Origin of the sequence: Thiorhodovibrio winogradskyi, from assembly GCF_036208045.1 — a bacterium.
GTDB classification, from domain to species: Bacteria; Pseudomonadota; Gammaproteobacteria; order Chromatiales; family Chromatiaceae; genus Thiorhodovibrio; species Thiorhodovibrio winogradskyi.
The window spans coordinates 2,127,073-2,151,521 of record NZ_CP121472.1; the positions used below are offsets into that span (position 1 = coordinate 2,127,073).

Annotated in this window: 17 protein-coding genes and 1 pseudogene; 11 read left to right on the forward strand and 7 right to left on the reverse strand. The window is 60.1% G+C overall.

The genetic code is table 11. The annotated features are described in order from the left end of the window. Positions 1-153: 153 nt before the first annotated feature. From Thiowin_RS09500 to Thiowin_RS09525, 6 genes are all read left to right on the forward strand, one after another. Positions 154-1,167, forward strand: a complete 1,014-nt coding sequence (locus Thiowin_RS09500) for a hypothetical protein (RefSeq protein WP_328987486.1) — start codon at positions 154-156, stop codon at positions 1,165-1,167. Positions 1,168-1,226: 59 nt separating this feature from the next. After that, positions 1,227-1,931 (forward strand): LuxR C-terminal-related transcriptional regulator, encoded by a 705-nt coding sequence (locus Thiowin_RS09505; RefSeq protein WP_328987487.1) that lies wholly within the window; start codon positions 1,227-1,229, stop codon positions 1,929-1,931. 125 nt (positions 1,932-2,056) lie between these two features. Then, positions 2,057-6,055 (forward strand): PAS domain S-box protein, encoded by a 3,999-nt coding sequence (locus Thiowin_RS09510; protein ID WP_328987488.1) that lies wholly within the window; start codon positions 2,057-2,059, stop codon positions 6,053-6,055. Between the two features lie 2 nt (positions 6,056-6,057). Next, positions 6,058-9,213: a hybrid sensor histidine kinase/response regulator gene (locus Thiowin_RS09515; protein WP_328987489.1), complete on the forward strand. Its 3,156-nt coding sequence runs from the start codon at positions 6,058-6,060 to the stop codon at positions 9,211-9,213. Further along, the gene (locus Thiowin_RS09520) at positions 9,213-10,274 is read left to right on the forward strand and encodes a response regulator (protein WP_328988052.1); all 1,062 of its coding nucleotides are present in this window, start codon (positions 9,213-9,215) and stop codon (positions 10,272-10,274) included. The genes Thiowin_RS09515 and Thiowin_RS09520 overlap by 1 nt, the downstream gene beginning before the upstream one ends. Then, on the forward strand, positions 10,249-11,145 hold the full coding sequence (locus tag Thiowin_RS09525; protein ID WP_328987490.1) for a response regulator: 897 nt from the start codon (positions 10,249-10,251) through the stop codon (positions 11,143-11,145). Before Thiowin_RS09520 ends, Thiowin_RS09525 begins: the two co-directional genes overlap by 26 nt. Positions 11,146-11,864: 719 nt before the next feature. Here the strand turns inward: Thiowin_RS09525 and Thiowin_RS09530 are convergent. Continuing rightward, positions 11,865-12,140 (reverse strand): hypothetical protein, encoded by a 276-nt coding sequence (locus Thiowin_RS09530; protein WP_328987491.1) that lies wholly within the window; start codon positions 12,138-12,140, stop codon positions 11,865-11,867. 185 nt (positions 12,141-12,325) lie between these two features. Between Thiowin_RS09530 and Thiowin_RS09535 the strand changes: the two genes are divergently transcribed. Then, the gene (locus Thiowin_RS09535; RefSeq protein ID WP_328987492.1) at positions 12,326-12,952 is read left to right on the forward strand and encodes a hypothetical protein; all 627 of its coding nucleotides are present in this window, start codon (positions 12,326-12,328) and stop codon (positions 12,950-12,952) included. Between the two features lie 652 nt (positions 12,953-13,604). Here the strand turns inward: Thiowin_RS09535 and Thiowin_RS09540 are convergent. The 4 genes from Thiowin_RS09540 to Thiowin_RS09555 all read right to left on the reverse strand — a co-directional run bounded on the left by Thiowin_RS09540 (position 13,605) and on the right by Thiowin_RS09555 (position 20,993). Then, positions 13,605-16,421, reverse strand: coding sequence for a DEAD/DEAH box helicase (locus Thiowin_RS09540; RefSeq protein WP_328987493.1), 2,817 nt, complete (start codon positions 16,419-16,421; stop codon positions 13,605-13,607). A 106-nt stretch (positions 16,422-16,527) separates the two neighbouring features. Continuing rightward, the gene (locus Thiowin_RS09545) at positions 16,528-18,033 is read right to left on the reverse strand and encodes a tetratricopeptide repeat protein (RefSeq protein WP_328987494.1); all 1,506 of its coding nucleotides are present in this window, start codon (positions 18,031-18,033) and stop codon (positions 16,528-16,530) included. Between the two features lie 89 nt (positions 18,034-18,122). Next, on the reverse strand, positions 18,123-20,378 hold the full coding sequence (locus Thiowin_RS09550) for a DEAD/DEAH box helicase family protein (RefSeq protein ID WP_328987495.1): 2,256 nt from the start codon (positions 20,376-20,378) through the stop codon (positions 18,123-18,125). A 36-nt stretch (positions 20,379-20,414) separates the two neighbouring features. Continuing rightward, positions 20,415-20,993: a class I SAM-dependent methyltransferase gene (locus tag Thiowin_RS09555; protein WP_328987496.1), complete on the reverse strand. Its 579-nt coding sequence runs from the start codon at positions 20,991-20,993 to the stop codon at positions 20,415-20,417. A gap of 667 nt (positions 20,994-21,660) precedes the next feature. Here Thiowin_RS09555 and Thiowin_RS25255 point away from each other — a divergent pair. From Thiowin_RS25255 to Thiowin_RS09565, 3 genes and pseudogenes are all read left to right on the forward strand, one after another. Further along, a pseudogene (locus tag Thiowin_RS25255) lies at positions 21,661-21,735 on the forward strand (hypothetical protein); the annotation flags it as partial. Positions 21,736-21,780: 45 nt separating this feature from the next. Then, the gene (locus tag Thiowin_RS09560; RefSeq protein ID WP_328987497.1) at positions 21,781-22,656 is read left to right on the forward strand and encodes a helix-turn-helix transcriptional regulator; all 876 of its coding nucleotides are present in this window, start codon (positions 21,781-21,783) and stop codon (positions 22,654-22,656) included. Positions 22,657-22,717: 61 nt separating this feature from the next. Then, on the forward strand, positions 22,718-23,020 hold the full coding sequence (locus Thiowin_RS09565) for a hypothetical protein (protein ID WP_328987498.1): 303 nt from the start codon (positions 22,718-22,720) through the stop codon (positions 23,018-23,020). Here Thiowin_RS09565 and Thiowin_RS09570 read toward each other — a convergent pair. Then, positions 23,017-23,349, reverse strand: coding sequence for a hypothetical protein (locus Thiowin_RS09570; RefSeq protein ID WP_328987499.1), 333 nt, complete (start codon positions 23,347-23,349; stop codon positions 23,017-23,019). The two genes, Thiowin_RS09565 and Thiowin_RS09570, sit on opposite strands and share 4 nt — an antisense overlap. Before the next feature lie 95 nt (positions 23,350-23,444). Between Thiowin_RS09570 and Thiowin_RS09575 the strand changes: the two genes are divergently transcribed. Then, positions 23,445-23,669 carry a hypothetical protein gene (locus tag Thiowin_RS09575; protein WP_328987500.1) on the forward strand — a complete coding sequence of 75 codons (225 nt, stop codon included), beginning with the start codon at positions 23,445-23,447 and terminating at the stop codon, positions 23,667-23,669. Between the two features lie 482 nt (positions 23,670-24,151). Here the strand turns inward: Thiowin_RS09575 and Thiowin_RS09580 are convergent, their stop codons facing one another. Continuing rightward, entirely contained in the window at positions 24,152-24,334 is a 183-nt protein-coding gene (locus Thiowin_RS09580) for a DUF255 domain-containing protein (RefSeq protein ID WP_328987501.1), read from the reverse strand. Positions 24,335-24,449: the final 115 nt, after the last annotated feature.

Here is a 24,449-nt window from a genome sequence, read left to right on the forward strand (position 1 = left end):
CCAAGCTACGGTTACACGCTTGAAGGATTGCTGTCCGTCCAGCTCCCCAAGTGCCTGCTGACTTTGCCGAATTGTAACTCGGGGTGGGTTGCAATATCCTAATCGTAATCGAAATTTTCGACGCCACTGGCGCCAAGACCATTGGAGGTTAGCATGGGTGAGCGGAAATCGAATGTGAAGTCCTTGGCTAGCGTGCGGCGCATCGTCCTGCTCAGCATCGCCGTGATCGTCGCCATTGGGCTGGGTTCTTGGGTGACGCATTGGAAAATCGATGCCAGCGGCGATGCGATGGCCGAGGTGGCCTCGGAGTTGGGGCTCCAAGTGCACCAGAAGGGGCGCAAACACCAGTTACGCGGTCGCATCGAGGACATTGACATTGTCGTCGGAACGACAAGCGAAAGATTGGCTGGCGATATCAAGTACTTCACGGATTTCGAAATTCGCGCGCCCGATCAGCCGACTGGCCGAATTGTCGCTGCAGGCCTGCGACAGAAAGTCATTGCCGGCATGAAGGGGGCAAAATCGCTGGTCACCGGTGATGCGGCCTTTGACGAGGCCGTTTTTCTCGAGGGCAATCCGGCTAGCTTGCTCGCGCATCTCGATGCCGAGGCCCGGTCCGCGGTCATTGCCGCGACTGAAGCCGGCTGGGCGCTTGAGGATTTCACTTGGAGCGCGCGCGAATCCGGCCGTGTGACAAGCGCGAAGAAGATAGGCGCCTTATTGGATACTGGGCTCGCCGCGGCGCGGGCCCTGCGGTTTGAAGGTGATCAAAACGCGGCGCTTCGCGAACGAGCTGAGAAGGATCCTTTGCCTGGGGTTCGTGCCGCCGCCGTAGCCGCCCAAGAGATAAGCGCGAACGCATTGACAGACACCGTTTCCACCGCGCCCGAGCCTGTCACCCTGGAGAATGCGCTTGAGGCGCTGGATGAATACTACACGCCTCGCTCGCTCGAGGCAGCGCTGATAATGGCCGCGGCCGGTGACGACCGACAGGACGTCCGCAGCCGACTCAGCATGGCAATCATGACCCGGGAGCGAACTGAGGAGTCCATCGAAGCACTGGCCAAGATCGGCGGCCCGGGTGACGTCCGTGTGCTGAATTCCGTGTTTGGCGAACATGAAGCAGCTGCCAAGGCAGCTGTCGCGGAGATCGAAGCGCGCCAGTGATTTTTTTGATGCGCAATTAAACGAGGCGATTGCGTTGCTTAAAGACTAGCGGAAAGCCGATGAACACAAAGGACGATTCTGAATCAGCCTTGCGCGAGGAATGCGACCAGTTGTCGACGATACTCGCCAGCATACCGGACGAGGTCTGGTTTACCGATCTGGAAGGACGCTTCACCCTGTTTAACCCGGCGGCTTCGCAGAGATTTGCTCTGGAACCAAAGCAGCCAGTGACTGTGGAAAGTCTGGCCAGTACCCTTGAGATTTTCAATGCCGATGGCAGTCCGCGTCCGCTGGAGCAGGCGCCGCCACTGCGCGTCCTGCGCGGAGAAGAGATCGAAACAGTTGAGGAGATCGTGCGCTTTCCCGCGAGCGGTGAGCTGCGCTATCGCCAGATTCGCCTGGCACGGGTGCAAGATCACACTGGCAAGGACGTCGGGGTGGTGTCGGTGGCGCGAGACATCATGGCGCTCAGGCCGAATGCCACCGAGGGAGTCAGCCTGTTGTCTCGTGTTGCGACCTTGATAGACACCTTGAACAGGCCCGCGGAGGAGCGCCATGAGTATCACGCGCCAGAAGCGCCACACCTGAGCGCGCGTCAACGTGAGGTGCTTGGACTGCTAGCCCAGGGACTCACGGCAAAGGAGATTGGACAACGCTTGTTCATTTCACCAGAAACCGTCAAAAGTCATCGCCGTAACCTCATGCGCCGGCTCGGATTGCGCAACAAAGCCGAGTTGATTCGCTACGCAATAGAATACAATTAGTGTGCGCAGGGGTGAGCAATTCACCCTAATGGGTTATCACCTTCACCTTTAGTTGGGATTGTTGCGCTGTTTGCCAACCAATATCGTGCTGCGGTATGTGGTTAAAACTTGCAATGTAAACAGCGATGCAGTCCGCGCCATGGCATGCCCGACTTCGCTTCGCCCTGCTGGGGCTGCTCGCCCTCGTCCTCTTTCCAGCCCTCGCGCCGGCGGATGTGCCGCCTCGGCTGCGCGTGGTTACCGCCGACAATTACCCGCCCTTTCTGTTTCGCACCGTCGATGGTCAGTTGACCGGCTATCTGGTGGATTACTGGAGGCTTTGGGAAAACAAGACCGGCGTGGCGGTTGAGCTGAGTGGCATCTCCTGGCTAGCAGCCCAGCAGGCGGTGCTGGCGGGTGCGGCCGATGCCATCGACATGATCTTCAAGACCCCGGCGCGCGATGAGCTGTATGACTTCGCGCCGCCTTACGCTGAACTGCCCGTCAACATTTACAGCCACAACTCCATCGCCGGCATCGCCGATGTCAATGCGCTCAAGGGATTTCGCATCGGTGTCCAGGCCGGGGATGCCTGTGCCGAGGAGCTGACCCGGCAGGGCATCAACGATCAGGTGCATTACCCGGATTATACCGAGCTGTTGGCGGCCGCCGAACGCAAGGAGATTCGGATTTTCTGCCTTGACCAGTATCCGGCGGCCTTCTACCTGTACCGGCTGGGACTCCAGGATGACTTCCATCAGTCATTCACCCTCTATACCGGAGCCTTGCGGCGCGCCGTGCCCAAGGGAAACCTGGAGACGCTACAGCTGATCGAACGCGGCATGGCGGCCATTAGCGATGCTGAACAACAGGCGCTGAAGGCGCAGTGGTTTGGCGAGATGCCGCGCCCTGATGATCCGATCAACATGCGGTCCTTGGTCCTGGTGATCGTCGTGCTGCTCGCGCTCGGTTTGGGTGGCTTGGTCTGGTCTGCCCAGCTGCGTCGCCAGGTTCGGGCGCGCACCGCGGATCTTCAGCAGGCCAATGCCACCCTGGAGGCGCAGGGAACCGCCCTGGGCGAGAGCGAGCGTCATCTGCGCATTCTGTTGCAAACCATTCCCGATCCGGTCTGGTTGAAGGATGCCGAGGGCCATTATCGGTTTTGCAACCGGCGCGTGGAAGACCTCTTTGGCGCCCCGGCGACCGAGATCATTGGCAAAACCGACGATGCATTGGTCGAGCAGCATTTGGCGGATGCCTTTCGTACCCATGACCAGGCCGCCATGGATTCGGGGCAGGCGAAAGTCAACGAGGATCAGGTGGTGTTTGCCTGCGATGGGCGGGCGGCGCTGTTACAGACGATCAAAACCCCTGTCCATGACGAGCAGGGGCAGGTCATTGGCGTGCTTGGCATTGCGCGCGACATCACCCAACTCAAGCAGATCGAACAGGAACTCGCCGAGCATCGCAGCCATTTGCAAGAGCTGGTTGAGGAGCGCACCCGCGCACTGACCGAGGAGCGCCAACGGCTGGCCAATATCCTTGAAGGCACCCGCGCCGGCACCTGGGAGTGGAATGTTCAGACTGGGCAGACCCGCTTCAACGAGCGTTGGGCGGAGATCATCGGCTACCGTCTGGAAGAATTGGCGCCGGTGGATTTCAACACCTGGACGCACTTTGCGCATCCCGAGGACTGGCAACACGCCAAGACGCTGTTGGAGCACCACTTTGCCGGCAAACTCGACTACTACGAGTGCGAGGCGCGCATGCTCCACCGCGATGGCCACTGGATTTGGGTGCTGGTGCGCGGCAAGCTGGTTTGTCGTGATGCGGAGGGCCAGCCGTTGTGGATGGCGGGTACTCACATCGACATCACACCCTTGAAGCAGGTCCAGCAAGCAGTGCTTGAGGCCAAGGAACAGGCCGAGCAGGCGACCCAGGATAAAAGCCGCTTCCTGGCCAACATGAGCCATGAGATTCGCACCCCGATGAATGCCATTCTCGGGCTAGCCTATCTGCTCGAGCGCCAAGATCTTCCCAAGGATGCACGCGATCTGGCGGGCAAAATCCATCGCTCCGGCCAAAGTCTGCTCGGCATTATCAACGACATCCTCGATTTGTCCAAGATCGAGTCGGGCAAGATCGAGATCGAGCGCATTCCCTTCCAGCTCACCAGGGTGCTGGATAACCTGGCGACCATCATGACCACCACGGCCAAAAGCAAGGCGCTGGAACTGGTCATTGTCCCCCCGGCGTGCAGCGATTGGCCGCTGCTCGGCGATCCGCTGCGCCTAGGGCAGGTGTTGATCAACCTGACCAGCAATGCGATCAAATTCACCGAGAAGGGGCTGGTCGAGGTGCGTATTGAACCGGTGGAGACCAACGGCACCCAGGTTCGGCTGCGGTTTGCGGTCAAGGACACCGGCATTGGGATCTCCACCGAGGCGCGGAACCGGCTGTTTGAACCCTTCATCCAGGCGGATGCATCCACGACCCGTCACTTCGGCGGTTCTGGCCTGGGCTTGGCGATTTCGCGCCGGCTGGTGGAGCTGATGGGCGGGCGTATCCAGCTGAGCAGCCAGGTGGGCGCGGGCAGCACTTTTTGGTTTGAACTGTCATTCAGGCGGTTGCCATCTAGCGCCCTGCAAGGGCGCGTATCGGTGCCCATGCATGTACTTGTTGTTGAGCATGACCCGTGCGTGCGCGATGGGCTTTTAGCGACCATTACCGCCCTGGGTTGGACGGTGACCGCGACCGAGACCGCGGAGGCAGCGCTGCAACGGGTGCTACACGACACCGCCCTGCAAGGGCCGGATGCGGTCGTGCTGCTCGACTGGCAAATGCCTGGATGCGATCTGCTAGCCACCGCGCACGCCATTCATGGGACGCTGCCGCCCGAGCGCTGGCCGCTGCTGATGGTGCTGAGTTCGGAGTCCTTAACGCCACTCCAGGGCAGTCTGAATGCCGGCATGGTCGATGCCGTGCTTGGCAAACCGCTGACGCCATCGCCACTCTACGACGCCGTGGGGCGAGCGCGCGGTCGCCGCCTAGGTGAGCCGATCACGCCCTTGGGGCCGATGCATCAGTCGCTGCGGCTGGTTGGTGTGCGCCTGCTGGTGGTCGATGACAGTGAGATCAACCGCGAAGTGGCCCAGCGCATCTTCACCAATGAGGGGGCGCTGGTGAGTCTCGCCAACGACGGCCAGCAGGCGCTCGACTGGCTCACCGATCAGGCCGATCAGGCCGATCAGGTCGATGTGGTGTTGATGGATGTGCAGATGCCGGTGATGGACGGCTATGAAGCCACCCGCCGTATTCGTCAGCATGAGGCGCTGGCGCAATTACCCGTCATCGCGCTGACGGCCGGCGCCATGCGCGAACAGGAGATCGCCGCCGAGCAGGCGGGGATGAATGCTTTCCTCTCCAAGCCCTTCGATGTCGAGGCGGCGGTGGCACTGATTCTGCGCCTGACGCCCAGGAATTCCCCGCAAGCGGTGTCCGACTTGGTGGCCGCGCCGCCGCCCACGGCTGGCTGCACCGACGAGGACTTGCCGGGGCTGGCGGTCACGCAGGCGCTCAACATCTGGAAAGACCCCGAGGTGTATCGCCGCTATCTGCGCAAATTCGCCGCCGAATACATCGATGTGGTGACGCACATGCGTGCCGCCGATCCCGAGGAGGCGCGGCGGCTGGCGCATAAACTCAAGGGTGCGGCGGGCAATCTGGGGCTTGATGCCGTTGCCGCCGGCGCGGCCCGCGTCGATGCCGTTGGCGCGACACCCGAGACAACCGAGCCGCTGGTTTCAGCGACCACCGACCTGCAAGCCGCGCTCGACACCGCGCTGGCTTCCATCGCGGTCTATACCGCGGAGCCGGTCGCGGTCGCGCCGGAACCGGCCCAGGACGCGCCACAACAGCCGGATATCGACGTCATCGCCCCCTTGTTCCGTTCCGTCCACGCCGCTTTGAGCAATTTCGACCCGGACGGTGCCGGACCATCGCTGAGCCAGCTCGCCGGTCATCTGCGCGCCGAACAACTCAGCGATCTCCAACGAGCCATCGACAATCTCGATGCCACGACCGGGGAGGCCGCCGTGCGCGCGCTGGCCGCGCAGTTCGGTATCCAGCTCGCGGAGGAGCCATAAGTATGGAACGCCTCGCCCGCCTGGGCGCCATCCTGGTCCTGCTACAAGGCATGGCCGTGATCATCGGCTGGCATCTGAAGCTGCCATGGCTGATCCAAGTGCTGTCTGAACTCGTGCCGATGCAGTACAACACCGCGCTTGGGTTGCTGTTGACGGCAGTCGGTCTGTGGGCGGTCATCGAGCAGCGGCGGGCGCTGGTCTTGGGCGCCGCTGTTCTGGTCGGCCTGCTTGGTCTGCTGACGCTGGCGCAATATCTCCTGGGGATCGACCTCGGCATCGATCAACTGCTGATGGCGCATTTCATCACCGTCGGGACGCCTGATCCGGGTCGGATGGCGCCAAATACCGCCCTGTCTTTTGTGCTCATCGCTGCCATTCTGCTGCTGATGTCCGGCGCCGAACGAAGCTGGCGCTGGATCCTGGCGGGAATTGCCGCGGGCATCCTAACCGGTCTGGGCACTGTCGCCTTGCTTGGCTATTTGCTCGATCTACCCAGCGCTTATGGCTGGGCGCGCTTGACCGAAATGGCGCCGCAGACCGCGCTGAACTTGGCGGTGCTTGGCGCCGCCATGATCGCGCTGGTGTGGCGGCGGGGCAGATCCCGCGAGACGTGGGTCTTCGCTGTCGTGGCCATTTTGCTGGCCACCATCAATCTGGCGCTCTGGCAATCGCTGCAAGTATCCCCTTACCAGGCAACGCAAGATCGCGCCGCCTGGCTGGTGCTGGTGTTTGGCCTGACCATGGCGCTGGCGGTCGCCGGGGCCGTGACCTTGGCGATCCGGTCGCACCGCGTGGCGACCCAACTCGCTCAGGATATCGCCCAGCGCTTGGCCGCCGAGGCCAGCCTGCGCGAGACCGAGCAGAGTTATCAGCAGTTATTCGAGTCCTCCCAGGACGCGCTGATGACAGTGACTTTCCCGGATTGGTCTTTCCGCACCGCGAACCGCGCGACCTTGCGGTTGTTTCGTGCCGAGAGTCTAGAGCAGTTCACCACCCTCGGCCCCTGGGATGTTTCGCCGGAGCGACAGCCGGATGGGCGTCTTTCCAGCGAACGTATCGCGGTGCTGCTCCAGCAGGCCATGGAGACCGGTTCCGCCTTTTTCGAATGGCAGCACCGGCGTTTGGATGGCGAATTGGTTGACACCGATGTGCTGCTCACGCGCATGGAGCGCCATGGCCAACCCTTTGTTCAGGCGACCATCCGCGACATCACCGCGCGCAAGATCGGGGAGCGGGAGATCCTGCGTCTCAATGCCGATCTGGAGGCGCGCGTGGCAAGTCGCACCGCCAAATTGCGCGCCGCGCTCAAACAGGCACAGAGCGCGGTTGAGGCAAAAAGTCTCTTTCTGGCCAATATGAGCCATGAAATCCGCACCCCGATGAACGCCATTCTGGGGCTGGCTTATCTGTTGGAGCGCCAGGAACTGCCCGCGGAGGCGCGCGAGTTGGCGCGTAAGCTGCGTGGATCCGGGCAAAGCCTGCTCGGCATCATCAATGACATCCTGGATTTTTCCAAAATCGAGTCGGGCAAGATCGAACTCGAGCGGGTTCCGTTCCGCCTCGCCACGGTGCTTCAGGACCTGACCACACTGATGACGATGACAGCCCAGGAGAAAGCACGGCACCGCGGCCAAGCCCAGCGCCTTGAATTGGCAATCATCCCACCGGACGGCGACGACTGGTTGCTGCGCGGCGATCCGCTGCGCCTGGGCCAGATTCTCACCAATCTGACCAGTAACGCGATCAAGTTCACCGATGCCGGTCGGGTCGAGATCCGTGTCGAGCCGATCGACACCAGCGCCACGCAGGTTCGGCTGCGCTTTACGGTTAGTGATACCGGGATCGGCATCGATCGCGCCATTCAGCCGCGAATGTTCGATGCCTTCATGCAAGCGGATACCTCCACCACCCGGCGTTTCGGCGGCTCCGGGCTGGGTTTGCCCATCTGTCGCCGACTGGTCGAACTGATGGGCGGGCGGATGGGACTAGACAGCACGCCGGGTGTTGGCAGTAGCTTCTGGTTCGAGCTGAGCTTCGAGCGCTTGAGCGAAGATGCCGGGCTTGAGCGTGCCGATACCCCCGCGGCCGCATCTGAGCAGGCGCCGACACAGGCGCTGGCTGGTCTGCGCCTGCTGGTGGCCGATGACAGCGACATCAATCGCGAAGTGGCCGAGCGCATCTTCACCGATCAAGGGGCCGCTGTGCATTGCGTTGACAATGGCCAAGAAGCGGTCGATTGGCTGCTGGCCCATCCCGGGGCGGCCGATCTGGTGCTGATGGATGTGCAGATGCCGGTGCTCGATGGGCGCGATGCCACGCGCGCGATCCGCCAGCATCCCCAGTTCGCCCGGTTGCCGATTGTCGCCCTCAGCGCCGGCGCCTTGCCGGAGCAGGAACAGGCGGCGCATGCGGCGGGAATGAACGCTTTCCTGCCCAAACCCTTCGATGTTGAGCGAGCGCTCGCCTTGATCCGGCAACTCACGGGGCAGGAGGCAAACCCCGAGCAACTGGCAGTCGCGCAACAGGCCGCGCCTCCATCCGACTCTGAACCGGCCATGACGGCCGACCTGCCGGGGCTGGCGGTCGATCGGGCGCTGGCGATCTGGAAGGATGCCGAGGTCTATCGCCGCTATCTGCGCAAATTCGCCGCCGAACAGGCGGATGTCGCCGAGCGGATCGCCGCCGCCGCGCCGCGGGAGGCGCGCCGGCTCGCGCACAAGCTCAAGGGCGCCGCAGTTACTCTGGGACTCGATGCGGTCGCCGCCGCTGCCGCCGCCCTCGATCAACTGCATGCAACGGACGCGACAACGGAACAGATCGCGGTGGCCGGGGCGGCGTTGCAGGTGGCGCTTGAGACGGCGCTGGCCTCCATCGCGGCCTATACTGCGGAGCCGGTCGCGGTCGCACCGCTGAGCCAGGGCGTGCCACACCAACTTGATGTGGAGGTCATCAGACCCTGGCTGCGTGCCGCTCACAGCGCCTTTGGCAATTTCGACCCCATCGCGGCTGAACCAGCGGTCAGTCAGCTTGCCCGCCATCTGCGCCCCCAATCGCTCACTGAGCTGCAGCAGGCCATTGATAACCTGGATGCTGCCGCCGGGGAAGCGGCGGTGTGCGCGCTGGCAAAACAGCTTGGCATCGAATTGGAGACTGCATGATGAACCAAGAATCCGTGATTCTCATTGTCGATGACGAAACGCATAATTTGGCTGCCATGCGCCAGATCTTGAGCGATCATTATCGGTTACTGTTCGCGCACAATGGCAGCGAGGCACTTGCGGCCACCAAACGATGCCGCCCGGCGCTCATCCTGCTCGATATCCAGATGCCGGACATGGACGGCTATGCGGTGTGTCGGGCGCTGAAGGACAATCCCGACACCGAGGCGATACCGGTGATTTTCGTCACCGGGCTGTCGGATGTCGGCAATGAAGCCCAAGGCTTTGATGCTGGCGCCGTGGACTATAGCGTCAAACCGCTCTCGCCGCCCATCGTGCGCGCGCGCGTCAAGACCCATCTGTCGTTGGTGCGGTCTTCGCTGCTGGAACGAAGCTATCGAGATGCGCTGACCATGCTGGGCGAGGCCGGGCATTACAACGACACCGATACCGGCGTGCATGTCTGGCGCATGGCCAGCTTCGCGCGGGTGCTGGCGGAGGCTTGCGGTTGGACAGCGGCGGATTGCGAACGCCTGGAACAGGCCGCCGCCATGCATGACATGGGCAAGATCGGCATTCCCGGCGAGATCCTGCGCAAACCCGCCCAGCTGGATGAAGACGAGTGGGAGATCATGCGCGCCCACTCGCGCATTGGTCATGACATCCTGTCCATGAGCCAGGCGCCGGTGTTTCGGCTCGCCGCCGAGATCGCGCTTTTTCACCATGAACGCTGGGATGGCAGCGGCTATCCCGAGGGGTTGGCGGGGCCGGCGATTCCCGAATCCGCTCGTATCGTGGCGGTGGCCGATGTCTTTGATGCGCTCACCATGCGTCGCCCCTACAAAGATCCTTGGCCGATCAACAAAGCCCTGGAGACAGTGCGCGCCAGCAGCGGCAGTCATTTCGAGCCGCGTCTAGTTGAGCAATTCGAGGTGGTGTTGCCCCGCATTCTGGAGATCAAGGCGGCTTGGGATGCCAAGGAACACAACAGGTCTGACAGCCACCGTCTTCACCACCACACTTGGAGTTGCCTGTATGCGTCCTTTTCTGGTCGTCGATGATGATGAGATCGCCCTCGGACTGATTCTCGAACTCTTGGGGCGCGAAGGCTGGAGTGCCGAAACCGCCAGCGATGGACTCGAGGCCTGGGAGCGGCTGGATGCCGAGCCTGAACGCTATGATCTGGTGATCCTAGATCGGATGATGCCGCGCATGGATGGCATCGAGGTACTGCGCCGCGTCAACGCTGATCATCGCTTCGACGACCTGCCGATGATCATTCAAACCAGCGCGGTCAGCCCGACCGAGGTGCGGGAGGGCCTGGTCGCCGGCGCCTGGCACTATCTGGCCAAGCCCTATCAGGAAGCCTCGCTGCAACGCTTGATCAACATCGCCCTGCGGGATCGGCACACCCGGCTCGAACTGCGGCGCATGCGCGAGGAACGCGCCTCGGTGTGGGGCATGCTGCGCGAGGCACGCTTTGCCTTGCGCCGCTTCGACGAGGCCGAACAACTGGCCGCGCTGCTGGCCATTCCCGCCCAGGAGCCGGGGAAGGTCTCTTTGGGTCTGCTGGAATTGCTGCTTAACGCCGTCGAACACGGCAATCTCGAACTCGGCTACGCCGGCAAATCCGCCGCGCTCGCCGCCGAGGAATGGCGCGAGGAACTGGAGCGCCGCCTGAGCGATCCGCGCTACCGCGACCGCGTCGCCGAGGTGTGGGTGCGCACCGAGGGCGAGCAAGTGATTTACCACATCAAGGATCAGGGCGCCGGCTTCGATTGGGCGCGCTATCTGGACATCGACCCCGAACGGCTGTTCGACAGCCATGGACGCGGCATCGCCATGGCGCGTCAACTGGCCTTCGATAGCCTGGAGTACCTGGGCGCGGGCAACGAGGTCGAGGCGCGGGTTATGCGAGCCGGGGGCGGTTGACAGGCGCTCAGCGCGGCCAGGCCTGAGTCACCAGGCGACAGCCCAATGCTGGTCCGCCATTCGACACCGGAAGAGACTGGCCGTCTTTCTGCCCGACCGAAACGGACCCAGGGCCAACAGTCCAGATAAACGCGCATTGTGGTCAGTCCCTAATGTTGAAGCTTCTGTTGCGACAGTTGGTCGTGATACGAACCCTCGCGCAGGGTAGCGCGATGGTGTTGCTGGGCATTCCGCGCCCAGGGTTATTTCTCCGACCGCATCCGCTCTACGACGAACTGGCCGACAGCCTCGCCATCATTCTCAGTGACAGCACGCCATGCGAAGCGCGCAGCGGGACATACTTGCGCGGACGGAGTTTTCTGATAACCCGACCGGCACATTAGGTGGATGGCCTGTGTCGGCTGATTGATGCCGCTGGTGGTCGTGCCCGGTGCTTTCCGACCCGATACCGATACCCTGCTCGAATGCTCCGAGCGCATCCTCACGTCGGACAGGCCGGAAGCGGTGATTCACTGATCAGCCATCGGCTGCTGTGTTACCTGATCGCGCCGTTGTTTTAAGTCTGCCCGATCAGCGCAGGCAGAAAGTCTTGGCGTATCCGGGGGGCTCATCTTCCTCGCCGGGTAGGAACGGCCTCCCCGACATCCGTTAAGTCGCCTCGCACCAACCCTGCGCGCGGGTTGCTGCGTCATCGTCGCTTCATGCACGCCAGCGGACGCTTACCGCAGCGCTTTGACGGCCGCCTCGGTCAAACCGGCGGCGGTTGCAATCTGCTCATCGGTCAGGTTATTCATGGCCAGTAGATTGCGAGCCATTTCCCGGCGAGCTTCCTCGCGCCCTTCCTTGTGCCCTTCCATGCGCCCTTCGCGTTTGGCTTCATTCAGAAAGGAAACCTCATCGTGCAGTGCGCGCTCACGCACGAAGGCGACGCGGCGGACTTCTTCGTCGGCGCTCAGCGCACGCAGACGGTTCAGACTAAAAACGGCAGTTGCCATCCCTCGCGAGCGGTTTTCCACTCACGATCACAGGCCTCCTGGGGGTATTGAAACGGCTACGCCGGAGCGGGAAGGGTGTCCGGAGGCTGGAATTGAGAAAAAAGGTGAGAAAAAAGTGACAAAAAAGGGACCAGGCTCGATTTAAAATTTTAGAAGACAATTCAAACAATTCGAGCCTGGAACCTTTGATTTATCATTATCATCCGGGGTTTGGGGTCAGCGAGAGCGAGAAACAGGACATCGCCAATCCGGCGATCAAGGCCATCGATGCACAACGCCAAGCCATCAAGACCCGGCTCAATCGCCTCTACAAGCAACAAACCAAGTGCAAGCCTGGGATCAAGAAAGACGGGACCCTGCGCGCGAACAGCAAACACCGGCGCATCGCCGCCGAGATCGCCGCCGCCGAGGCGGAGCTGGCGCGGCTGAAGGACGAACGCGATCAGTTACCCGAGCGCGTCGATGTGGGCACCTTGAGCGATTACCGCTCCTTTCAGGCGATCGACAATGAAGGCAAGAATCTGTTCGATGTCGTCACCTCTTCGGTCTGGAATGCCCGCTGCCAGCTCATCGATTGGCTCGAGCCGGTCTATGCCAAAGACAGTGATCGGGTCGATCTGCTCTATGCGATTCTCAACTGCCACGGCTGGATTCGCAGCGATGGCCGTTGGGTGGTGGTCCGTCTGGAGCCGCTGCAGCAACCGGCGCGCCGCGCTGCTCAGGAGCAGCTGTGCCGCAAGCTCACCGGTCTGGGCGCGCGGATTCCCGGCGGGAAGTGGCTGCGCATTGAGGTCGGCGACGCGCCACTTTAATGCGACGCCGCTTTGGGAGATGTCCAAAAATCAGGGGGCTTTTGGGGCGATTTTGGGAGGTCTGATGTTCGGAAGAAAGAAGTGCTTTCGTTGAAAAGCGTTATCTATTTAAATTAAATTAATCGGTTAATCCCTCGGCTCTGCCGGGCTAATAGTCAAAGTGATAAATTACCTGGATTTTATCTCAGAGACTCCGTGGCATGAACCGCAACGCACACGGTTGTGGAGAACCCAGGTGGACGAGTTTGAGAGCCTAATTCACTGCTGTTGGGAAAGCAAATCCCACTGCTGTTGGGAAAGCAAATCCCATTGCTGTTGGGAAAGCAAATCCCACTGCTGTTGGGAAAGCAAATCCCAGATGGTTTTTTATCCGGAAATATTGACGCCGGATGTTTTTCTTTCATCCATTTCGGAAACCGAAAAAAATAATGCGATCCAGGCCGCTTTTGGCAACTTACGAAAAGGGTTTGCCAAGCATGTATGCCACGGTTTCAACTTGACCGTTAATGAGGTTCTGGTGTGGTATATTACGTAACAAACAGACAGCATTTGATTTTTGATTGCTTAGATCATGCTGGAAAAAAACTTTCGTGCCAGGCTTTTTTTCTCGCCATCTATAGGTACTTTCGTTATTGATGCGCGACCTGAAAGGCTACTCGACCCAGGCGCCAGAGACCCATTGCATGTTCTCCGGGTGGAGGTGGCGGTTACTTACTTCTGCCAGCCGCTGGTCCGCCGCCTGTTCAGCAGCCTTGAACAATTGCTCGTTCTGCTTGCGGTCGGGAGAAAACGCACCAGTCTCGCCCGGCTGCTTGAGCCACTCACTGAACGCGTCTGGGTTGATGCGCACGCGGCCATCAGCCGCGATACCGTATGCAGTAAATTCCTGGCGCCGGCGCTGCCCCTGGTCGTTCTGCCATCGCAACATACTGGTAGTCAGGGCCGCAGTGTCCGGCAGGTCGCCGCGGATTACCGCGCTCAGGCCCATGAACTCGGAACGCTTGGCCTGTTGCAGCAGATACCGCATTAGGTAGGAGTCCAGGTCAAGCATGTGGGTGTTGGGGCGATTGACGGTGAGGATGCGATCGAGCGTTACCTCAAGGCGGCCGCGGGATTTGCCGAGCGCGGTCTGCACCGCTTCAGGAAGGCGGATATGCCAGAGCCGGCCATTGTGGCTGGTGTCGACGATCTTGATGCCGAGTTGACGGAACATGCCGGTCACAAAAGCCTCGCCGTGCTCGGCGGTGATACGCAGTTCGTTGTTGGTCGCGTTGGGATCGAAGCTGGCGGCGTGCGCGAATAGCTCGTGCTGCTTCTGCGCGGCCTGTTTGGCTCGGGCTAGAGCCTCGTCGATCCGCTGCTGGGTGCGGTCGATGCCCGCAGTGGTAGCCTCTTCGAGGATGTTGGTGACATCGACGAGGTCGGCTACCTCGCCTAAGATGTCGTCGTGGAGTTGGGGGTTGTACTCAGGGCTGATGCCGGCTAGGTCGGTAACCACCTGGTCGATGCGGTTGTACATCATTTCCATGATCTGCTCATCGACGGTGTCGGGTGAGTGGATGTTGAAGACGATTACGCGCTGCTGCTGGCCGTAACGGTAGAGCCGGCCTATGCGCTGCACCAGGCGCATCGGGTTCCACGGGAGGTCGTAGTTGACCATGATGTGGCAATTACGCTGCAGGTTAATGCCCTCGCCGCCAGCCTCGGTGGAGATCAGAAACTGGGCCGAGTCCTCGAAGTGCGCGATCGCCTGGCGCCGCAGTTGATGGTGCATGGAGCCGTTGATCAGCTCTACGCAGCCAGCGCCAAAACGAGCTTCCAGCGCCTCCTTTAGGTAGCTCTGGGTGGTTCTGTACTCGGAAAAGATCAGCACCTTTTCTTCGGGATGGCCGCCTAGGATGGTCGCGATCAACTCGTCGAGAAAGTGCCGGAGTTTGCGGTCGTCCGCGCGCAGCCGCTCGGCCTCGTCGATCAACTCATTGAGCAACGCCAACTCGCCGTCGAAGAATTCCTTGGCGTCGGTCCGAAGCTGTTCCTCCCACTCACCGAAAAAGCGTTGGTCCGCCTCTTTTGGATCGAGGATTGTGTCTTCGCCGACCTGGTCCTGCAATCGTGTGCGTCGGTTGATTAGAGCATTGCGTATAGCGGCCACGCTGGAAGCGGCTAGCTTGCGATACACGGTCATCACAAAGCCGATGGCGTTACCTTTGAAACCGAGCGCCGCGCCAGCGGCGTAGCCTTTGCGGAGATATTCCTGCAGAGTTCTGTCGAACATGATCGCCGCCTCGGAAACGGTAACCGTCAATGCTCTGGTGGTCTTGCCATTGAAGATGAAGTTGCCATCTGCGTCGGTGACATCGGACTTGTTGTTTCGGAAGACCATGTCACCGATGATCTCGGGATTCAACGCCAGCGTGGTGATCTCGTCCCTGCGCTCGGGGCGAAGCAGCTCCAATAGGGCCTGGAACATGTCCTGCTTCCCCTGGTGGGGCGTGGCAGTGAGCAGGACCATGGCATCAGTTTGGCGGCGCAAGTGCGCAGCTAATTGGAAGCGCTGGGATGCATCCATCTTCATGCCGTACTGGCGCCGACTTAGACGGTGGGCCTCGTCGAAGACGATTAGATCCCAGCTGCCGGCGTCGTGCAGCGCGTTGAGGTGGCGTTCTTCTTTGAGTCGGTCCATCGATGCAATGACAAAGTCGTACATCTTCCAGTGGCGTGGCTCGTTGATTCGGAAGTCATCACCGTAAATCAGAAACTCGCCCATCCGGAATTTGTTGTTGAGCTCGTCCTGCCATTGTTTGGTGAGCCCTGCCGGAGTGATCAGCAACACACGCTTAAGGCTATCGCGCTGCGCTAGCGCCGCCAGCAGCATGCCGGTCTCGATGGTCTTGCCCAGGCCGACATCGTCTGCAATCAGCCAGTTGAGATTACCTGAGGCCAGGATGTGATGGACCAGATGGATCTGGTGCGGCAGCGGATCGATCTCCAGGTGCGAGAGCGAGCCGGTATTCTCGTTCCACATCTCCAGTGCGTGCGCTAGAGATTTGAGGCGGAATCGCTCGGCGCTGTCTTCCGGCCCAGTGTCTCCGAGAATGAATCGGTGCTTGCTGCCCTTAATCTGCTTGATGTTTTCGTAGGGAAGCCAGAGTTGCTTGCCAGCCTGCGGGAAATCGACCAATACCTGATCGCGCCCCCCCAAAGTGCGTGTCTTTATGACCACGCCTTCGCCCATGGTCTTGCGAGTCCGGCTGTCGGGGATGTCCTGAACCTCCATCATCGGCCGGAAACCGCAGCGCAGTGTCGAGAGTGGGACTGTAGAGGTTTCGTTTGCTCCGTGCCAGATAACGGTGACGTCAACCCGGTCTCCCCTGTCAATCGCGGATTTGACCCGGCCTAGCCGCTCTGTCCCATCCGGGTGAACCTGTTTGACCCAAGCGTGGTGCACCGGTATCAGATGTTTGCTCATCGCGTACCTCGGCTGGGTTCGCCGTTGTGAGGTGATTTGTTGCCAGGTTCCTGCTGAAAATGGCAATGGTAGGTAATCAAATTCATAGGCGATGACATTGAATTCCCTAATCGTCTTCCCAATACGGAAGAAAACCAAAAAAACACTGACCAGGGAGCGTTCTTGGCATTGATCCAGTGCGATACTTCAAAAACTCGAGGAAGCTCTTGAATATGCGACGCAACTCATCGTCACTGTACCACCTATCATAGCTGTCCTCGATTAAGATGATGATCTCTTCGACGTCGGGAATCGCGGGGAAACACCGCACGATGCGCAGCGCCTGCGCCCAGCTTATGTGTCGATAGGCCGCAGCAGAGTACATGCATGGGGTATTAGACTTAATCCATTGGTAGGTTGTCCAGAAGCACGGGCTCTCCAACCAAAAATGCCGAAGATCCATTGCCAACTCAAGCTCTTGAGGCAATAACCCTTTATCTATCTCCCTTTCTACAGCCACGCGCGTCGCGCTCCAGCCGTTCTCCATGAAAACTTGTTGGAGCAGATCTACCGCCGACGAAGGCCAATCACATTCCATAAGTACCTCTACGGCAACCTGGCGGGCTCGCATAGCCCGCGTAACGAAGTCGTTGATCGTTGGTGGCTCGTTATCGTAGGGCCGTGCCTGGTCATCGAATTCGTCGAGATCATCGGTATCAACCCAGAAGAGCGCGTCGGTCTCTTCTTCATCCGAAATTGTGGCAAAGGGCTCGCAGATGTTGCAAATATCGTCTTCGTCGCCGTCTGATTCTTCAAAGCCACAATCAGCGGCGATTTCATCGCTAAGAAGTTCACTAGGCGGTTCGTCAGCTGTTGCAGAATCAAGTTGATATTCAGTTAGCTTGTCATTGTGAAGTGACGCCTCCCCCAGCGGATATCGGACGGTAGCCTGGTAAGGCCCTATCAATCGCTCTTGCCTGATAGCAGTGTGCAGCTCCGGGGGAGGGGTTTGCCTGATGCGCCTCTCGCGGGAGAAAGGACCCTCTTCAGGCGGCGATTCTGGGATTGGTGAGGTTAGTACCGACCGAGTATCTTCAGGACGATCTATTTCGGCCTTTTGAACTTGCGGAGCTGAATTGTCCTGGGGACGACTGCGATGTTGCCCTCGGTATTCAACTTTGGTCTCGCTTTTGTTTGGTTTACCAGCCTTATAACCTTTGTTTCTAGTCGCATTGCGCAATACCGGGTTCGGCAGTGTTTGAGGCGCATCTGACAACTTGATTTGGCTATTTTCTGTTGAAAGGAAATCGTATGGCAGAGTCTCGATCTCATTATGCTGCTCGGCCTGCGCAGTGACGAAAGCAAGATCATCATCCGTGAAATCGTCATCGTGGCCATTAGGTGATAAGTGAGGAGCCTGATTTTTGTTTTGGCGGACCTCAAGTGCTCTCTTAAGATGTACAACCGCCTGTCCAGGCTGACCTACAAGACGATAGATACGTCCGAGCGAGCTGTTCAGTGAAGGTGAATCGGGGCGAGATTTGAGGCACTCCCGAAGCAAATCGATCGCCGCATGGCGAAAGCCGATGGCGACGAGACGATTTGCCTCAGTCAAGACCTCGGTTTCGTTCATTAACTTGGTTGATGGGTTGGTCAAGGTAGTTTTGACGCGGGCCGTGTGTTCAATGCGTCGGGCTCTGATTGTCGGGACAGACGCGGCGGTTATCTCGCATAATAAGCAGCAATCGCCTTTTCAGCGACGCTGCGTAATCGCGCTTGGCACCCCGCGTCCAATCGCTTCCACAATACTGGAACAATCCGCACCTGCGATAAATCCCGCGCATACTCAACAAAGCCGCGCTGGGCATTTTTCTTAAACGGCATCCCAAGTATCAGCTGCGTAATCTCGCTCTCGGTCAGTTCCTTGACCCGCGCCATGCGCAAATTGCCTTTCTCCGCCGGCAAGCCGCAATTGATTCGCTCCAGATAGAAATCCCGAAATGCCAGGGTCAGCAGACTGAGTGAGACGTTGCCATCCTCATCGACCGTATCGAGCAATGCTCGCAACAACACTGGCTTGTAACTGGCGCTCATATCCATGTCTTCGCAAAACTCGAAGAAGCGCTCGCGGATGTTGGTGGCGGTCACGGGCTTGAGCCCAAACTGTTGGGCAATTGCTTCTTTTCGCTCCTTGGCAAAGTAGAAGTAGCGACGGCGGCCGAGGCAGAGGTCATGATCGGGCGTCAATTCGCCTTGCAGTACCTTGTTGCGCAGGTAGCCTTCGGAGGCGGCGAGTTGGCGTTCCAGCTCGGCGACCGGGAGCATGTCTTTCACGGTGCTTTGCCAATCGAAGACGTCGATCTCTTCGTAGTCCTCGGTCCAGAGTTCGAGGTTGAGGATGATGGGGTCTTGCGGGCCGCTTTGTGCTTCTTCTTCGATTCGGTCTTTGGGTGCAGCGGCGTAGCCACCGGGGCGGTAGGTGCGATTGCCGACGGCGCGATGCACATTCCAACTCTGGTTGTAGCGGCCGGCGTTGTCGACGAAGTCGAACACCAGCAGGCAGTCTTTGCCGGGGGCTTTGCGGGTGCCGCGCCCGAGTTGCTGCATGTAGATGATTTTCGACAGCGTCGGGCGAGCCATCAGCAGGACTTCAATGTCCGGGCAGTCCCAACCTTCGTTCAGTAGGTCGCAGGCGCACAGAACATGCAGGTCGCCTTGGGCGAAGGCATCAAGAATGGCGTCGCGTTCTTTGTTGGGCATCTGCCCGGAGACGGCGCGGGCGGGGATGCCGCTTGCCCTATAGCGTTCGGCCAGCGCCTCGCCGTGGCGGATGTTGACGGCGAAGGTGACGGCTTTGCGACCGCGCACATGCTCCAGATAGGTCTGAACGATCAATTCATCGCGCGCCGGGATGGTAATGGCTTGTTCGAGATCCTGGCGGTGGTATTGGACTTCGTTGAAGCGCACGCGGGTGAGGTCGACATTGGTTTTGACGCGCACGCAGCGGATGGGTGCCAGCTCGCCCTGCTCGATGGCGTCTTTTAGGCTCAGGCGATGGGCGGTGTCGCGGAAGATGTCCAGGATGGGCTTGCCGTCGGAGCGCTCGGGGGTGGCGGTCAGGCCCAGGGTGAAGACCAGGCGAAAGTAGGCCAGCACTTGCTGGTAGCTGTCGGCGGCGGCGTGGTGGGCTTCGTCGATGATCAGGTAGCGGTATTGGCTGGGATCGATCTCGCTCAGGCGGTTACTGAGCGATTGCACGGTGGCGAGCACGACATCGGCGTTGGGCTCGAAACGCTGCCCCTGGATGATGCCGGTGCTGGCTTCGGGCCATTGCGCGGTGACTGCGCGCTCGGTCTTGCGGATCAGGTGCTTGGTGTGGGCGACGTAAAGGACCGGTGGACCAATGCACTTGGCGTCTTCCATGGTGGTGACGGTTTTGCCAGCGCCGGTGGCATGGCCAAGCAAGGCGATAGTAGTGCCTTCGGCGCGGATGCGTGCCAGCCAATCGAGTGCGTCTTGTTGGTGGGTGCGCAGGTTGAAGTCGGCCTGGTAAGCGCGTTGCTTGGGCAGGAAGTCGTCCATGTCGAGCAGGCCGGGGATGCGCTCCAGAAAAAGCGCGAGTTGTTCCTTGACGCGCTCGCGGCGTTGGTCCAGTTCGTGATCAGTCCATCGGTAAACCTGCCAGCCTTGGTGGATCAGGCTGTTTTGGCGCAGCAGGTCGTCTTCGTACTTGGTGCGATCAAACGCGGGCGGTTGGTAATGGGTGGGGCCGTCGACCTCGAAGGCGATCTTTTTGCTGCCGGCGCGCAGGGCGAAGTCGATATAACGGGCGGTGCCTTCGATGTCGCGGACAGGGAATTCGGGGACCAGGAGTTGCTTCTTTTCCAGTCCGAACAGTTTGGCAAAGAGGCTGATGAAGTCGTCCTCCGGCTGAGTGGACTGGTGCTGGGACGACGGTGGGTTCCTGTCCTGACTCATTGGTTTAGGTGTTCAGGGGTTTAGTCGTTCAGGCCATCAGGCTTGGGGGGCGGCTTTTCTCAGGAGCACATTGAGCCAGCGCTCATGGTCGCGGTCGGGGCGGCGGTCGGCCGTGGTCCAGACTTCCAAGGGCGCCAGCAGGGGTTGCACGATGAGTAAACACGCCAGTTTTGCTTCGTCCAGATCGGTAAAGGTGCGGCCATCCTTTGCGCGCTCTCCGCTGCCGTATTTGAAGGACGCGTAAAGGATACCACCGGGGAGCAGCGTCGTGCTAAGTCGTCGCAGGCTGTCGCCGAGCGCGGCGCGCGGGACATGCAGCAGGCTGGCGCAGGCCCAGATGCCGTGAAAGGTCGCTTGCCAGGTCATGCTTTGGAATGTCAGGCAGTGCACTGGATCGCCTGCGTGCTGGCGCGCCAAGGCGACCAGGGTTGGGGACGCATCGAAGCCAATCGCCGCGTAACCCAGGTTGCGGAAGGCGCGCAGATCGCGATCGGCACCGCAGCCGGCGTCGAGAATGCGCGCGCCCTCCGGTAGCAGCGGCAGGAAGCGCTTATAGAGCGGGCGCATGTCGACGCCGATGGTTTCCTGAAAGTAAGGCTTGGGCGTGGCGCTCATAGTAGGCGGCGCTGGAGGCGTGGTTTGGGTGCGCCACAGGCGGGTGCGGTATTACCGTTTGAGCCATGAGGTTGTTCTGTAGCAGCGGGGTTATGCGAGAGCGGTCGCTGCATCTTCAGTTTGTCGTCTAATCTTTTGGTACGTTTCGATGTTGGTTTAAGCCCCTGAGCTGAAAGACTGACTGATGATCAGTCCGACGCTGGCTTAGTTTTCACGTCAAAGTGTTCAGTAATGACTTTTGAGGCAAAAATATGCCAGAAATCAGCAAAAAAATTCATTGTCATAAACGGATTCGATACGGCTTGCGAAATCCGGATAGCCGGGGTGTCGCACACGACCCTTTAAGAGCATGAGCCCGCCCCGTAGGCTACACTCACAGTAAAGCGGGTGCAAATGCTACGGGGCGGGTTTTTTCTAGTCGAGCCCGTCGATTTTCTCCAGCTTGATCTGGATTGGGTTGGGCTTGAGGTCGTTCATCGCGCCGGTTCCGGCGTCAACCGCGGCGCCGATGAGTCCGCCGACAAGAGCGTGTGGCGATACCGTCCGGAGCTGGACTGGTCGCGCTACTGTGACAAAGCCACCCTGGCAAAACGTGACAGGAAACTGGTTATTTACAGATGGACGCCGTTTGTGGACTTGGCCATCCGGGGTCTTGAGTGGGTGAGCCGTGGATAAATTTCATCGCATTACAGCATTGGTCCGGGTTTTGAAGTCGCGCCGTCGGCCGATTTCCCTTGCGGAACTTTCGCAAGCACTGGAGTGTTCCGAGAGCACTACGAGGCGCTTGTTGCACTGTTACCGAGATGACTACAACGCGCCCTTGGTGTTTGACCGTCAGGCCGGCGGGTGGCGGTTGGTTCAGGATGGCCGGGTGGCGGAGGAAGTCCCCGGAGGCTGGTTCTCGCCGCGCGAACTGCATGCCTTGATCGCCGCCAACGAACTCTTGCGCCAGCTTGAGCCTGGCTTGATTCGCGATGAGATCGCGCCGATCGCGGTGCGGATTGAGCAGTTGCTGGAGAAACGGGGCATCAGCCCTAAGCAGGTTTCTCGGCGTGTCCGTCTGGTACGTATTGGCGTGCGGGAAACGCCGGGGCCAGCGTTTGCCTGCGTGGCTCAGGCGGTAATTGCTCGCAACCGCTTGCGGCTGCGCTATCGGAATCGAGGCCGGTTGGCCCCGCCCGCGGACGCTGATCGAGCAGACTCGGTTCGAGAAGTCTCCCCGCAGCGGCTGACCTGGTATCGGGGTAACTGGTACCTTGATGCCTGGTGTCACCTGGCGGGTGGGCTGCGCCGATTCGCCTTGGAGCGCATCGTTGCGCCAGAGATCATGCAAGATGTGGCGGAGGAGATTGACGAGGCGTTGCTTGATCAGGTCTTTGGCAGTGGTTTCGGAGTCTTTTCAGGGCTGGCCGAGCAGTGCGCGGTGCTGCGATTTACCCCTTACCGAGCGCGCTGGGTGGCCGAGGAATGCTGGCATACGAGCCAGCAGGGGCGCTGGCTCGGTGACGGCTCCTATGAACTGACGTTGCCCTTTACCCACGCGCCTGAGTTGGTGATGGATATTCTGAAATATGGCCCTGACTGCGAGGTGCTGGCGCCACGGGAGCTGCGCCTGACGGTGAAAGAGCGGTTGCGTGAGGCGTTGGCGTTGTATGGAGAATAGAATGGTTTGGAACCAGGCTGTCGGTGAGTTTCACCTGATCAGTGGTTTAGGGTGCCAGTCTTTGAGCCATGAAACCGAACTGGCGAACGCTGCGCATGAGCGCAATCGACTCGGCTACCCCATCTGCCCGCGTTTGGGCGCGGCGGTGGATTTCCTCATTCAAGACGAAGACATGCGCGAGGTGGCCCACTGGATCGCCACCGAGACGCCCTTTGATCGGCTATATGTCCATGGCCGCGACCTGCCGCTGCATGTCAGCCACGGCCCCGAGCACAGCCGGCAGATTGTGCTGATGCGCCCCGGCCCCAGCGGGCGCATGGTGCCCAAGGTGGTGACGGCCGCTGCCCTGAGGCAAGCCGATTAGCGTGAGCGCATGCAATACTTGCCGCTGGTGTACCAACCCGCCGGGCAGCTGGAGCCGATCTTTGGAATGGCGGACTTGGCATTCTTGCCAGCCACGCAATACCTGCCACTGGTGTAATAGCCGGCCGGGCAGCTGCCGGATTTCGGCAGGGTCGCGCGTGCGTTCGAGCCGGGAACACAGTAGTCTCCTTGGGTGCGATAGCCGCTTGGGCAAGCACCCTGCTTGACCAACGGCTCGGTGCCGGCTTGCGCAAGCGGGAGGCTGATCGACGCGGTGATCAGCGCTACCATCGTCAAGAAAGCCGACGGGAAAACTCGTGAGATGCTCATGGCGATTCCCCTGGATGTTCGAATTGGGTGAATGAAAGTCAAATGGATTATCGCGCATTTCTTCACGGTCTGAGCGAGGACGCTGTTTTCCCTTGGTGGTCCAGGTCGATCAGCTCAAGGCGGCGGGCATGCTGGTCATCATGGCCATCACGGCGGTGAGCGTTGGCGGCGTAAAGCTCATCTATGCACTGGCCGCGCAGAAGCTGGTCGCGATGATTCAGGACGCACGACCGCGAACGGGTGTCCGACGCGGCGCTGGCGCGTTGCGGACAACCCCAAACCCCATCCGACTCGTCTTACCACGGATGCCAAACCGATGATGTTCCTCGCCCTTGTCTTGCTCGGCTGTTCGATCACAGGCGCGAGCCTCGCGGATCCCGATCCCATCCAAACAGCATCGCCTGGCACTGCGTCCGCCATGCCCGATCCACCGCCGACCTACAGGGGTCCAGTCGATTGGTTGGATTCGCAAGCAAGAGGGTCGCACCTTTATCGACATCTATGAGCAGTCTCGTCCGGCACTGCTTGGCGTCGATGACCTTGATGGGCTTTGTGTACTCTACTGGTTCGACCGCAACGACACCCCGGAGCAAGGCGCTATTCCGCGAGTGAATCCGCGTGGAAATTCCGACAATCCCCTGCGCGATGTTTTCGCGACCAGCGCCCCGATGCGACCGTCCCATGCTGGCCGGATGGAACTCGTCTACGCTCAGGTAGATACGTCTGGCTTTAGAGCATCTTCTCGAAGTGGGGCACCAGCCAGTGATCGCCGGTGGCGTAGCGATGGAAACCTCGATATCGGCTAGCCGCCCTGACCCTTGATCAGCAGCAGCGCGCGCATGTAGGTCTCATCGACATCCGGGTGCATCTCGCGGTCCACCTTGATGGCGACGACATCGCGGTTGAGTCGCCAGGTCATAAAACCGCCCAGATGCGCGCCGTGAAAGTCGCACTTCGAGCAGATGTAGGTGCCGCCGGCACTCATTTTGTCTTTGTTGCTGCTGGGGCATGTTGTAACCTCCGCTTCGCTGTTTCCGATGAATCCACTCAGGATTATCCGAGGAGGTAAGAGCGGCCGCATTGATAGGTCGCGTATTAGT

Coding starts and splice junctions, on each gene's coding strand:
- Thiowin_RS09500 (WP_328987486.1), top strand. CDS start 154: ATGGGTGAGCGGAAATCGAATGTGAAGTCCTTGGCTAGCGTGCGGCGC.
- Thiowin_RS09505 (WP_328987487.1), top strand. CDS start 1,227: ATGAACACAAAGGACGATTCTGAATCAGCCTTGCGCGAGGAATGCGAC.
- Thiowin_RS09510 (WP_328987488.1), top strand. CDS start 2,057: ATGCAGTCCGCGCCATGGCATGCCCGACTTCGCTTCGCCCTGCTGGGG.
- Thiowin_RS09515 (WP_328987489.1), top strand. CDS start 6,058: ATGGAACGCCTCGCCCGCCTGGGCGCCATCCTGGTCCTGCTACAAGGC.
- Thiowin_RS09520 (WP_328988052.1), top strand. CDS start 9,213: ATGAACCAAGAATCCGTGATTCTCATTGTCGATGACGAAACGCATAAT.
- Thiowin_RS09525 (WP_328987490.1), top strand. CDS start 10,249: ATGCGTCCTTTTCTGGTCGTCGATGATGATGAGATCGCCCTCGGACTG.
- Thiowin_RS09530 (WP_328987491.1), bottom strand. CDS start 12,140: ATGGCAACTGCCGTTTTTAGTCTGAACCGTCTGCGTGCGCTGAGCGCC.
- Thiowin_RS09540 (WP_328987493.1), bottom strand. CDS start 16,421: ATGAGCAAACATCTGATACCGGTGCACCACGCTTGGGTCAAACAGGTT.
- Thiowin_RS09545 (WP_328987494.1), bottom strand. CDS start 18,033: ATGAACGAAACCGAGGTCTTGACTGAGGCAAATCGTCTCGTCGCCATC.
- Thiowin_RS09550 (WP_328987495.1), bottom strand. CDS start 20,378: ATGAGTCAGGACAGGAACCCACCGTCGTCCCAGCACCAGTCCACTCAG.
- Thiowin_RS09555 (WP_328987496.1), bottom strand. CDS start 20,993: ATGAGCGCCACGCCCAAGCCTTACTTTCAGGAAACCATCGGCGTCGAC.
- Thiowin_RS09570 (WP_328987499.1), bottom strand. CDS start 23,349: ATGAGCATCTCACGAGTTTTCCCGTCGGCTTTCTTGACGATGGTAGCG.
- Thiowin_RS09580 (WP_328987501.1), bottom strand. CDS start 24,334: ATGAGTGCCGGCGGCACCTACATCTGCTCGAAGTGCGACTTTCACGGC.